The sequence below is a fragment of the Bacillus sp. cl96 genome, from assembly GCF_900100505.1.
Lineage (GTDB): Bacteria > Bacillota > Bacilli > Bacillales > Bacillaceae_G > Bacillus_A > Bacillus_A cereus.
Genome location: NZ_FNDM01000016.1, coordinates 77,795 through 88,492, shown reverse-complemented (window position 1 = coordinate 88,492; position 10,698 = coordinate 77,795). Strand labels below are relative to the sequence as shown.

Here is a 10,698-nt window from a genome sequence, read left to right as displayed (position 1 = left end):
GGTAGAGCTATCGGCTGTTAACCGATCGGTCGTAGGTTCGAGTCCTACCTGCGGAGCCATTATGCTTCCATAGCTCAGCTGGTAGAGCACTTCCATGGTAAGGAAGAGGTCACCGGTTCAAGCCCGGTTGGAAGCTTGGGAATAGGTTTAAAACTTTTTTGGCCCGTTGGTCAAGTGGTTAAGACACCGCCCTTTCACGGCGGTAACACGGGTTCGAATCCCGTACGGGTCACCACTTTTGGAGGATTAGCTCAGCTGGGAGAGCACCTGCCTTACAAGCAGGGGGTCGGCGGTTCGATCCCGTCATCCTCCACCATATATATTTAAAATGTCGGAGGGGTAGCGAAGTGGCTAAACGCGGCGGACTGTAAATCCGCTCCTTCGGGTTCGGCAGTTCGAATCTGCCCCCCTCCACCATTTTCTTTAAAATAACCTGAGAGGGTTTATTTTTTTGAAAAGATAACCATACTAGTAAATATTAATGGGCTATAGCCAAGCGGTAAGGCAACGGACTTTGACTCCGTCATGCGCTGGTTCGAATCCAGCTAGCCCAGCCATTTACGAGCCATTAGCTCAGTTGGTAGAGCATCTGACTTTTAATCAGAGGGTCGAAGGTTCGAGTCCTTCATGGCTCATCATTTTTGCGGAAGTAGTTCAGTGGTAGAATACAACCTTGCCAAGGTTGGGGTCGCGGGTTCGAATCCCGTCTTCCGCTTAATTAATAAGGGGCCTTAGCTCAGCTGGGAGAGCGCCTGCCTTGCACGCAGGAGGTCAGCGGTTCGATCCCGCTAGGCTCCATCTAAATAAAAAAGCTTACATCATACGATGTAAGCTTTTTTTGTGTTTAAAAAGACAACTTTTATACTTGTCGTTTAAAATGAAGAAAACGTAAAAATAAGGGATGGGGAGATAATTGTGAAAGTTGTTATTGCATCTGATTCATATAAAGAAAGCCTAAAAGCTATAGAAGTATGTGGAGCTATTGAAAGAGGTTTTAGAGCAATTTTTCCTAATGCAGAGTATGTGAAAATACCAATTGGAGATGGAGGAGAAGGGACGGTTGAATCACTTGTTGATGCTACAGGGGGGAGAATTATATCAATTAGTGTGACAGGACCGCTTAGAGAAGGTATACAAGCTTTTTATGGCATTTCTAAAGATAAAAAGACAGCGTTTATTGAAATGGCAGCAGCATCAGGATTACAGCACGTTCCAGTTGAAAAGCGCAACCCACTTATTACAACGACAAAAGGAACAGGAGAACTTATATTACATGCGCTAGATCAAGGAGTGGAGTACATAATTTTAGGACTTGGAGGAAGTGCTACAAATGATGGCGGGGCAGGTATGTTAGTGGCTTTAGGAGTAAGGTTTATAAATGGTAAGGGTGAAGTAATAGATCCATCTGGAGGCACATTACACTCGATTGTTACTATTGATTTTTCACGAATGGACCCACGCTTAAAGGGGGTAAAGATAGAAGCGGCATGTGATGTGGATAATCCATTAGTCGGAATGCAGGGAGCATCTTTCGTATTTGGGAGACAAAAGGGTGCAAATATCGAGATGATGAAAGAGCTAGATGAGAATTTACAACATTATGCGAATATGCTTAAACGATATGTATCTTTTGATGTATCTGAAATACCTGGTGCAGGGGCAGCGGGAGGAATGGGAGCGGCTGTTATTTCAGTGTTAAAGGGAGACTTGCGTAGGGGCATTGAAATTGTATTAGATTATACAAATTTCGATAAACATATAGAAGATGCACATCTTATTATAACTGGTGAAGGTAGAATAGATAAACAAACTGCATATGGAAAGGCTCCTGTGGGTGTTGCGGGGCGTGCAAAACGTTTTTCTGTGCCTGTAATTGCTATTGGAGGGTCTGTATCATCTGATTATTCAGCTGTGTACGAGAAAGGAATAGATGCGGTATTTAGTATTACAACGAGACCGATGACACTAGAAGAAGCATATAAAGTAGCAGAAGAAAATATTGAAATGACAACGAAGAATATTGCAACAGTATGGAAAATAGCATCAGAAAAACACTTCTAAATATAGGAGTGTTCTATTATTATTATTTAATAATAGTGATTGCGATTGTTTCATTAAGTTAACTTTATACATAGAATAGTCTTAAAATTTGGTTTTCAACGTGAATATAAGTGAATAAATTGTATATCCATACAGAAAAATGTCGAGTTGAGTCAGACTATATAAAAGATTTAAAATATTTAGTGAAGGCATAAAAGGGGGATACTATCTATGAAAAAAGAAATCTCAGTTATTGGAGTTCCAATGGATTTAGGACAGATGCGTCGTGGAGTTGATATGGGACCGAGCGCGATCCGTTATGCAGGGGTAATTGAAAGAATTGAAGAAATTGGATATGACGTTAAAGATATGGGAGATATATGTATAGAGAGAGAAAAAGAGATAGATGAAAATACAAAATTAAGAAACCTTACACAAGTTGCAACTGTATGTAATGAATTAGCAAGTAAGGTGGATCATATTATAGAAGAAGGTCGTTTTCCACTTGTATTAGGTGGTGACCATAGTATTGCTATCGGTACATTAGCTGGTGTAGCAAAACATTATAAAAACTTAGGCGTTATTTGGTATGATGCACACGGTGATTTAAATACAGAGGAAACTTCACCATCTGGAAATATTCATGGTATGTCACTTGCAGCAAGTTTAGGTTATGGACATTCTTCACTTGTAGATTTATACGGAGCATATCCAAAGGTGAAAAAAGAGAATGTCGTAATTATCGGTGCGCGTGCATTGGATGAAGGAGAAAAAGATTTCATTCGCAATGAAGGTATTAAAGTGTTCTCAATGCATGAAATTGATCGTATGGGGATGACGGCTGTGATGGAAGAAACAATCGCATATTTATCTCATACCGATGGTGTACACTTATCATTAGATTTAGATGGTCTTGATCCTCATGATGCACCAGGTGTTGGAACGCCTGTAATTGGCGGTCTATCTTATCGTGAAAGTCATTTGGCGATGGAAATGTTAGCAGAAGCTGATATTATCACATCTGCTGAATTTGTTGAGGTAAATACGATTTTAGATGAGAGAAATAGAACGGCAACAACAGCAGTTGCTTTAATGGGTTCTTTATTCGGTGAAAAACTAAAATAAATGTAAGAAAAGCAACTGAGAAGTTGCTTTTTTTATTTGAAAATAAGCGTATAATAATGATTTATATTATACTGTACAATAAAAATGTTTGACATCTTACCAATTTGAGCTAAAGGGGGTTGTTTGTAATTGTCGTTTGTTTCATGTATGGTATAATTAACTAGTTGTTGGAAATACATACAGATAGAGCATAAAACAATATTTCAATATATGGATAGAATTGCTCGTAAGTAGGAGGAAGGGATAGCATGCCTTTTGAAGATACGACCATTTTGAAATATCTTAGTACGGCATTAGATATTGCCATTGTATGGTTTATTATATATAAGCTAATTCTTATAATCCGAGGGACGAAAGCTGTTCAACTTTTAAAAGGGATTACAGTTATTATCGTCGTTAAGATGATCAGTATTTTCCTTGAATTGCGTACGCTATCTTGGCTAACTGAACAAGTATTAACGTGGGGATTTTTAGCCGTTATTATTATCTTTCAGCCAGAATTGCGAAGAGCACTTGAGCAGCTAGGGCGCGGGAGTTTATTTTCGCGTGTTGGAACGCATGAGGATGATGAACCTGAAATGGTTGCAACAGCGATAGCAAAAGCAACCGAATATATGGGGAAACGTAGAATTGGTGCATTAATTACTTTGTCAAAAGAGACCGGTATGGGTGATTATGTGGAAACGGGTATTCCGCTTAATGCAAACGTATCATCGGAATTACTTATTAATATTTTTATTCCAAATACACCTCTTCATGACGGAGCGGTAATTATGCAAGGAAGTACAATTAAAGCAGCAGCATGCTATCTTCCATTATCAGAAAGTCCGTTTATTTCTAAAGAATTAGGAACTAGACATCGTGCTGCAATGGGAGTTAGTGAAGTTACTGATAGTATTACAGTAGTTGTGTCTGAAGAAACTGGTCAAATTTCTTTAACGAAAAATGGTAAGTTGCATCGTGATTTGAAGACAGAACAGCTGAAAGATATGTTATTAGCTGAATTTAGTGGAAACGAAAAAACGACTTCTTCGTCTTTATGGAATTGGAGGAGAAAGCGTCATGGATAAGTTAATGGAGAATCATTGGTTTTTAAAAGGGATCTCATTACTATTGGCGTGTATGCTTTTTATGTCAGCGACGTTAACTGAAAAAAATACGACATCAGGTATATTACCTTTTGCAAATGATACGAAAGAAACATTAACTAATTATGCTATTAATCTTAAGTATGATGAGGAGAAATATATTGTAAGTGGTATTCCGGCAGAGGGCGTTAAAGTAAAATTAGAAGGCCCAAAAGCATCAGTTGCTACAGCAAAAGCAAAAAAACAATTTGACATACCGGTTGATTTGCGAGATAGTCCAAAAGGAACTTATGAGATTTCTTTAAAAACGAACGGGCTTCCAGATGATGTGAAAGGAACAGTTCAGCCATCAACAATTAAAGTTACTCTTCATGAAAAGGCGAGAAAATATGTTCATGTAGATCTGAAATTATCAAATGAGGATCAGATGCCAGCGGGGGCTACTCTAGAAAAATCAAGCCTTAAACCGGATACTGTTGAGGTAGTTGGGACGAAAGAAGAAATTGAAAGCATTTCCTCTGCCAAAGCGTATGTTGATTTAAAAGGTGTTAATAAAACTGTTACAAAAACGCCCGAAGTTACATTATACAATAAAGAAGGAAAACGTTTAAATGTAAGAACAAGTCCATCTAAGATTAGTGTAACGTTGAATGTGGCAACGCAAACTACAGCCAATAATACTGAAAAAACTGTTCCTGTAACGTATACGAAGAAGGGGAGTTTAGCAGAAGGATTGGCGGTTACAAATATCAGTGTTGAACCGAGAGAAGTAACGATAGCTGGTCCAAAAGATATTTTGGATAATATACAATCGCTAGAGGGGGTCGAAGTAGATCTTAGTCAATTGACAGAGTCTACAACATTCGATGCCTCTGTTTTATTACCCAAGGGTGTAACAAGTGCAAAACCGAATCAAGTGAAGGTTTCGGTGGGAGTGCAAAAAACAAAACAAACGAAAACAAAAACGATTGATGGTATCCCAATCCAGAAAAATGGACTGTCTAAAGATGTTACTGCTCAGCTACTTTCGCCGCAAGATGGAAAGATAAGTGTTGATATTTCAGGAGAAGCAAGTATAGTAGATAAAATAACAGCTGCTCAAATAACAGCGGTAATTAATCTGCAAAATGTATCCTCAGGGACGAAAGATATTTCCATTCAAGTGAGCGGTCCTGGTAATATTTCAATAGAGCCAAAACAAAAAAGTGCTAAAGTTACTATTGTGAAGAAAGAAAAACCAGATAAAGAAGTACAGGGTAACGGTCAACAACCGGATTCAAATACGGATCAAGAAAATCAAAATGAGAAACCAAAAAATCCTGAACCTGATTCAGAAAAAGAACAGGAAAAGAATCAAAACCAAAATCAAAATCAAGATAAAGATAAAGAAACGAGTCAAGAACCAACAGTAGATAATCAAAAAGAGCAAGAAAAAGGAGCGAATCATAATGGGTAAATATTTTGGTACAGATGGAGTACGCGGAGTTGCAAATAAGGAGTTAACACCTGAATTAGCTTTCAAAATTGGACGTTTTGGTGGTTATGTATTAACAAAAGATACAGATCGTCCAAAAGTAATTATCGGTCGTGATACACGTGTATCTGGTCATATGTTAGAAGGAGCTTTAGTAGCAGGTCTATTATCAACTGGAGCAGAAGTAATGCGCCTTGGCGTTATTTCTACACCGGGCGTTGCTTATTTAACAAAAGCACTAGATGCACAAGCGGGTGTTATGATTTCTGCATCTCATAATCCAGTACAAGATAACGGTATTAAATTCTTTGGTTCAGACGGCTTTAAATTAACAGATGAGCAAGAAGCTGAGATTGAAGCTTTATTAGACAAAGAAGTTGATGAACTACCACGTCCGACAGGTACTAATCTTGGACAAGTGAGCGATTACTTTGAAGGTGGACAAAAATATTTACAGTACATTAAACAAACTGTTGAAGAAGATTTCTCTGGCCTACATATCGCTTTAGATTGTGCACATGGTGCAACTTCTTCTCTAGCTCCATACTTATTTGCAGACCTAGAAGCTGATATTTCAACAATGGGAACTTCTCCAAACGGTATGAATATTAATGAGGGTGTAGGATCTACACATCCAGAAGGCTTAGCTGAATTGGTAAAAGAAAAAGGTGCGGATATCGGACTTGCTTTTGATGGCGATGGCGACCGTTTAATTGCTGTAGACGAAAAAGGAAACATCGTTGACGGTGATCAAATTATGTTCATTTGTGCGAAATATATGAAAGAAACTGGTCAATTAAAACATAATACAGTTGTTTCAACTGTTATGAGTAACTTAGGTTTCTACAAGGCACTTGAAGCAAATAATATTACAAGTGATAAAACAGCAGTTGGTGACCGCTACGTAATGGAAGAAATGAAGCGTGGAGGTTACAACCTAGGTGGAGAACAATCAGGCCATATTATCTTACTTGATTACATTACAACTGGTGATGGAATGTTAAGTGCACTTCAACTTGTAAACATCATGAAAATGACGAAAAAGCCATTATCTGAGCTTGCAGGAGAAATGACGAAATTCCCACAATTGTTAGTAAACGTTCGTGTAACAGATAAAAAATTAGCATTAGAAAATGAAAAAATTAAAGAAATTATTCGTGTTGTAGAGGAAGAAATGAACGGTGATGGCCGTATTCTTGTTCGTCCATCTGGAACAGAGCCACTTATTCGTGTAATGGCAGAAGCACCAACACAAGAAGTTTGTGATGCATATGTACATCGCATTGTAGAAGTTGTGAAAGCTGAAGTTGGCGCTGAATAATTAGCTGAATTTATATGAAAAAGGAGCACAAAAAGTGCTCCTTTTTCATATGTTTTATAGACGATGAAAAAAATTTCATTGACGGTTTATCCATGTTTGTTATAAGATAGTCTTGTTCTTTTTCTCAAAGGAAATATTGTAAATTATAAAAGCGCCAGAACTACAAATAGTGTAGTTGACGAGGTGGGGTTTATCGAGATTTCGGCGGATGACTCCCGGTTGTTCATCACAACCGCAAGCTTTTACTTAAATCATTAAGGTGACTTAGTGGACAAAGGTGAAAGTGTGATGAGAGAAGAGGAACGGATGAAAACTAGCTGTATAAGTATATACGGACTTAAACCCAATCGAGAGGAAGGTGAAAGCCGTTACAAGCTTACAGGGCTAGCAATATGTAATCCGTTTTTTAGTATAAATAAAAATGGTATCGGACTATGTCGTTACATGTTCGCAGAGCAGTGTAAGCATTTGTAACGGCGACTAAACATGTGTGGAATCGTAGGATTTATTGGAGAGCAAGATGCAAAGGAAATTTTATTAAAAGGTTTAGAAAAGCTAGAATATCGTGGATATGATTCAGCAGGTATTGCAGTACAAGCAGAGAACGGTGTTGTTGTATACAAAGAAAAAGGCCGTATCGCAAAACTTCGTGAAATCGTAGATGAGAACGTAGCAGCAAGCGTGGGTATCGGACACACACGCTGGGCTACACACGGTGTTCCAAGTAAAGTAAACGCGCATCCGCATCAAAGTACATCAAAACGCTTTACATTAGTTCATAACGGTGTAATTGAAAACTATGAATTAGTGAAAAAGGAATATTTACAAGATGTAACGTTCGTAAGTGAAACAGATACAGAGGTTATCGTACAGCTTATGGAACAACAAGTGAGCACAGGATTAAGTGTAGAAGAAGCGTTCCGTAATACGCTATCTCTTTTACATGGCTCTTATGCAATCGGATTACTTGATGCTGAAAATCCAAACATGATTTATGTTGCTAAAAACAAAAGCCCGCTATTAGTAGGTGTTGGTGACAACTTTAATGTTGTGGCAAGCGACGCTATGGCGATGTTACAAGTTACAGATCAATTTATTGAGTTAATGGATAAAGAAATCGTAATCGTAACGAAAGAAAGTATTACAATTAAAAACTTACAAGGTGAAACGATTGAACGTGCACCGTTTACAGCGGAATTAGACGCAAGTGATATTGAAAAGGGAACATATCCTCATTTCATGCTTAAAGAAATCGATGAGCAACCACTTGTAATCCGTAATATAATTCAAAAGTATCAAGATGAAAATGGCGAAATTGAATTAAATCAAGACATTCGCAATGCGATCTTAGATAGCGATCGTATTTACATCATTGCATGTGGAACGAGTTATCATGCAGGTCTTGTTGGAAAACAATTTATCGAGAAGTTTGCAAAAATGCCAGTTGAAGTACACGTGGCAAGTGAATTCTCTTACAACATGCCATTATTAACAGAAAGACCATTCTTCATTTACATTTCACAAAGTGGTGAAACAGCTGATAGCCGTGCAGTACTTGTGCAAACAAATGAAATGGGCCATAAAGCATTAACAATTACAAACGTGCCTGGTTCTACGCTTTCTCGTGAAGCTGATTATACACTTCCGTTATACGCTGGACCAGAAATTGCAGTTGCATCAACGAAAGCCTACACAGCACAGCTTGCAGTACTTTCAATTTTAGCGGCTGATATTGCTAAAGCAAAAGGTGAAGTTCTTGATTTCGATTTAACACACGAACTAGGACTTGTAGCAAATGCAATGATAGAACTTTGTGATCAAAAAGAAGAAATGGACGCATTAGCAAAACAATTTTTAGCGACAACGCGTAACTGTTTCTTCATCGGACGTAGCGTAGACTTCTACGTAGGATTAGAAGGTGCGTTAAAACTAAAAGAAATCTCTTACATCCAAGCAGAAGGATTCGCTGGAGGAGAGTTAAAACACGGTACAATCGCTTTAATTGAAAATGGTACACCAGTTATCGCACTTGCTACACAAGAGCACGTAAACCTTGGAATTCGTGGTAACGTTAAAGAAGTAGTAGCACGCGGAGCTAACCCATGTATCATCTCAATGAAAGGCTTAGAAATGGAAGGTGACAGCTTCGTATTACCAACTGTACACGAAGCGCTAGCACCGCTAGTAGCAGTTATTCCATTACAACTTATCTCATACTACGCAGCACTTCACCGCGAGTGTGACGTTGATAAGCCACGTAACTTAGCTAAGTCTGTTACTGTTGAGTAGGAGATTGGTAGGTTAATAAGTATAGTTATACGTTTGAAATAAATTAAAACTAAGAAAAAACTCTGTAAAAATCATTTTACAGAGTTTTTTTAGTTAGTTATTGTTTTACATAACAAATTGTTACTTGTTCGTCTATGTGGAAAATTTGTAACGCTTTACCATCTAAATTTTTAACCTCATATGATGAATAAATAGGTCTTTCCAATTTCACTTCTTGTCCATTTTGAGTTCCTTTTTCCACCATTAGCGTTAACTGATGGGAAGAAACGTCTGCTTGGTATGTTCCTGTTAAGTAATTATCTTTATTTGGATAAGAACCATTTGCATATGTTTCAAATGTCTTATCTGCTTTTAGGACTAACGTAGTTTTGACTCCGTCTCCGTAATCAATACCCCAATTACCTACAAGCTCTGTACCGTCTTTATAGTTGTTCTGTACATTCTTAAACTTAGCGGAATCCTCGTCTGGTGTATCAATTTTTCCTTTGAATATACCAGTTTTATCTTGGGTACTGTATGTTTTAACTTTATTACCACTAGATAAACTCGGTGAGTTAGAAGAACTAGTACCACTTGTTGTAGAAGTAGTTGTTGAACCACCATTAGCTTCCGCTTTTAACTTATTAAATACAGGTTTCCAAATGCGTTTTGCTTCATCTAATTTATTGTTTGCTTTATCTATGATTGCATCATCCGTATCTTTAAGTGTTTTAGAGTAATCAAATAACTTCGATACTTCTTTGAAAGATTCTTTTAACTTTTGAACAGCTTTTACAATTTCCTTATGATCTTCCTTGTATTTTCCTGGTGCATCTATACGCTCTATTTTATTAAATACTTTATCTAAGTCTTTAATACTATCTCGTACCTCTTCATTTGACTTACTTCCCTTTTTATTATCCCTCACAGAAGCATCATAGTAATCTAGACGTCTTAATAAGTCTTCTTCAATGTCTACCATAAGTTGTGGGTAATCCTCAGGCAAAACCATAATCATCTTAACATCTTTACTTTCTTCTTTTGAGTTAGTTGATTTTTCCTTTGTTTCAGATGATTTACCTTCTGTCTTAGTTTCTTTACTTTCTTGTTTACCAGATTCAGCATTTGTTTTTTCTTTTTCTCCAAATAAATTTGTTACACTACAAGCTGACATAGAAACTACTAATCCAGATGCTAGTAAAATTTTACCGGTACTCTTTTTGAAATTCTTCATATGATTTTTCAATTCTCCCTTTCAAAACATAAAATAGATGTGTTTTAGCCCCTTTAAAACAAAAAAACATACCCCTTCTATATTTATTTTATAATACCTTTCTATGTATAATATTTTACAATTAATTACAGGTACGGTCAAAGTTTAT

At 37.3% G+C, this 10,698-nt stretch carries 8 protein-coding genes and 8 tRNA genes; 15 read left to right on the top strand and 1 reads right to left on the bottom strand.

The window, feature by feature from the left end; genetic code table 11:
• Nucleotides 1-63: 63 nt before the first annotated feature.
• The 15 genes from BLT20_RS25970 (at nucleotide 64) to glmS (ending at nucleotide 9,337) form a co-directional block, all read left to right on the top strand.
• A tRNA-Thr gene (locus tag BLT20_RS25970) sits at nucleotides 64-136 on the top strand.
• A gap of 24 nt (nucleotides 137-160) precedes the next feature.
• Nucleotides 161-235, top strand: a tRNA-Glu gene (locus BLT20_RS25965).
• 5 nt (nucleotides 236-240) lie between these two features.
• Nucleotides 241-316 (top strand) — tRNA-Val (locus BLT20_RS25960).
• A 17-nt stretch (nucleotides 317-333) separates the two neighbouring features.
• Nucleotides 334-417: transfer RNA gene (locus tag BLT20_RS25955), tRNA-Tyr, on the top strand.
• 65 nt (nucleotides 418-482) lie between these two features.
• Nucleotides 483-557 (top strand) — tRNA-Gln (locus BLT20_RS25950).
• 5 nt (nucleotides 558-562) lie between these two features.
• Nucleotides 563-635 (top strand) — tRNA-Lys (locus BLT20_RS25945).
• An 8-nt stretch (nucleotides 636-643) separates the two neighbouring features.
• Nucleotides 644-715, top strand: a tRNA-Gly gene (locus BLT20_RS25940).
• Nucleotides 716-725: 10 nt separating this feature from the next.
• Nucleotides 726-798, top strand: a tRNA-Ala gene (locus BLT20_RS25935).
• Between the two features lie 117 nt (nucleotides 799-915).
• Nucleotides 916-2,061, top strand: coding sequence for a glycerate kinase (locus BLT20_RS25930; RefSeq protein WP_000869590.1), 1,146 nt, complete (start codon nucleotides 916-918; stop codon nucleotides 2,059-2,061).
• Nucleotides 2,062-2,271: 210 nt separating this feature from the next.
• Nucleotides 2,272-3,165 (top strand): arginase, encoded by an 894-nt coding sequence (gene rocF / locus BLT20_RS25925; protein ID WP_000711563.1) that lies wholly within the window; start codon nucleotides 2,272-2,274, stop codon nucleotides 3,163-3,165.
• Nucleotides 3,166-3,413: 248 nt separating this feature from the next.
• Nucleotides 3,414-4,235: a diadenylate cyclase CdaA gene (cdaA, locus tag BLT20_RS25920; protein ID WP_001115697.1), complete on the top strand. Its 822-nt coding sequence runs from the start codon at nucleotides 3,414-3,416 to the stop codon at nucleotides 4,233-4,235.
• Nucleotides 4,228-5,709, top strand: coding sequence for a CdaR family protein (locus BLT20_RS25915; protein WP_000359601.1), 1,482 nt, complete (start codon nucleotides 4,228-4,230; stop codon nucleotides 5,707-5,709). Before cdaA ends, BLT20_RS25915 begins: the two co-directional genes overlap by 8 nt.
• Nucleotides 5,702-7,048, top strand: coding sequence for a phosphoglucosamine mutase (gene glmM / locus BLT20_RS25910; protein WP_000521476.1), 1,347 nt, complete (start codon nucleotides 5,702-5,704; stop codon nucleotides 7,046-7,048). The genes BLT20_RS25915 and glmM overlap by 8 nt, the downstream gene beginning before the upstream one ends.
• A 288-nt stretch (nucleotides 7,049-7,336) precedes the next feature.
• Nucleotides 7,337-7,522, top strand: a complete 186-nt coding sequence (locus tag BLT20_RS25905) for a hypothetical protein (RefSeq protein WP_001206405.1) — start codon at nucleotides 7,337-7,339, stop codon at nucleotides 7,520-7,522.
• Nucleotides 7,523-7,534: 12 nt separating this feature from the next.
• Entirely contained in the window at nucleotides 7,535-9,337 is a 1,803-nt protein-coding gene (gene glmS / locus BLT20_RS25900; RefSeq protein ID WP_000334164.1) for a glutamine--fructose-6-phosphate transaminase (isomerizing), read from the top strand.
• A gap of 97 nt (nucleotides 9,338-9,434) precedes the next feature.
• On the opposite strand, the gene BLT20_RS25895 is transcribed toward glmS, so the two are convergent.
• Complete coding sequence (locus BLT20_RS25895; RefSeq protein WP_000787709.1) at nucleotides 9,435-10,550, bottom strand: DUF3994 domain-containing protein; 1,116 nt, start codon at nucleotides 10,548-10,550, stop codon at nucleotides 9,435-9,437.
• Between the last annotated feature and the right edge of the window lie 148 nt (nucleotides 10,551-10,698).

What these genes read in the sequence shown, in the direction of transcription:
- rocF (WP_000711563.1), top strand. Translation starts at nt 2,272, where the DNA reads ATGAAAAAAGAAATCTCAGTTATTGGAGTTCCAATGGATTTAGGACAG.
- cdaA (WP_001115697.1), top strand. Translation starts at nt 3,414, where the DNA reads ATGCCTTTTGAAGATACGACCATTTTGAAATATCTTAGTACGGCATTA.
- BLT20_RS25915 (WP_000359601.1), top strand. Translation starts at nt 4,228, where the DNA reads ATGGATAAGTTAATGGAGAATCATTGGTTTTTAAAAGGGATCTCATTA.
- glmM (WP_000521476.1), top strand. Translation starts at nt 5,702, where the DNA reads ATGGGTAAATATTTTGGTACAGATGGAGTACGCGGAGTTGCAAATAAG.
- BLT20_RS25905 (WP_001206405.1), top strand. Translation starts at nt 7,337, where the DNA reads ATGAGAGAAGAGGAACGGATGAAAACTAGCTGTATAAGTATATACGGA.
- glmS (WP_000334164.1), top strand. Translation starts at nt 7,535, where the DNA reads ATGTGTGGAATCGTAGGATTTATTGGAGAGCAAGATGCAAAGGAAATT.
- BLT20_RS25895 (WP_000787709.1), bottom strand. Translation starts at nt 10,550, where the DNA reads ATGAAGAATTTCAAAAAGAGTACCGGTAAAATTTTACTAGCATCTGGA.